The 1,014-nt window shown below is 34.4% G+C and carries 1 protein-coding gene; it reads left to right on the top strand.

Features of this window, described 5'->3' with window-relative positions; translation table 11 throughout:
* Positions 1–1,014, top strand: a 1,014-nt coding sequence (locus GO685_RS05340; RefSeq protein WP_175937883.1) for an alanine:cation symporter family protein, incomplete at both ends; no start/stop codon positions are given.

The raw sequence follows: 1,014 nt of genomic DNA, 5'->3' as shown, positions 1-1,014 counted from the left end.
AAATTTAGGAGTAGGAAATATTTCAGGAACTGCTGTTGCTCTAAAAACTGGAGGACCGGGCTCTATTTTGTGGATGGCAATAATTGTTGTTATTACTTCTGCGATAAAATATGTCACTTGTTATCTGAGTATAAAAAACAGAAAGAAAAAGAATGGACGGTTTATAGGTGGCCCTATGGCCTATATGGCTGATGCATTTAACTCTAGAAAAGCCACAATTGCGTTTTTAGTCATTATGATGATAGTCTCGATAACCGTTGGTAACCTTGTTCAGGTAAACTCTCTATCAATACCACTTGATATGATAGACGTGCCTATAGTTACTGGTGGAATTATAATGGCCATAATATTTTTTGTTGTTGCAGCTCTCAGCTTAAAAAAAATTAAAATTTTCATATCAGCTATGATACCGATAATGACGGTAAGTTACCTAACGCTTTGTGGTATTATATTATTTAAGTTTAGTGAGAATATTCTTCCTTCTCTAAAACTAATAACAAGCGGCTTTTTTACAACTGACAGTTTTAACTTTGGTTTATCTCTGGGTTTAATTGTGGAGATGTTGACTATCATTCAAGTCGGAACTCTGCGAGGTATTTTTGCAACAGATATAGGGCTTGGCCTTGAAGGCATCGTGCACTCTTCAATTGTTCCTAAGAAAAACAACAATAAATTCATCATTGAACAGAGCCTAATCACAATAATATCACCTTTCATAGTTGTATTCGTAGTATTTATCACAACGATGGTACTGCTTGTCACAGATTCTTGGGTTACTGATTTAGAGAGCACTAACATGTGCATCTTTGCTTTTAGAAAAGCAATGAATTGGCCTTATATTGACTACTTAATCATGGCTATAATGTTTTGTTTTGCCTTTACTACTATTTTTACTTGGTTTTTTTGCTCAAAACAGACAATACGCTATATGTCTATGAATGACAAATACACTAAAATCTGGATTGTAATTTTTACCGCAATCATTCCTCTTGGTGCGATAAGTAAAGTCCAGTT

Origin of the sequence: Wolbachia endosymbiont of Madathamugadia hiepei (assembly GCF_013366855.1) — a bacterium.
Classification (GTDB): domain Bacteria; phylum Pseudomonadota; class Alphaproteobacteria; order Rickettsiales; family Anaplasmataceae; genus Wolbachia.
The sequence above is the reverse complement of the archived record's forward strand: the minus strand, read 5'-3'. Positions and strand labels throughout refer to the sequence as shown.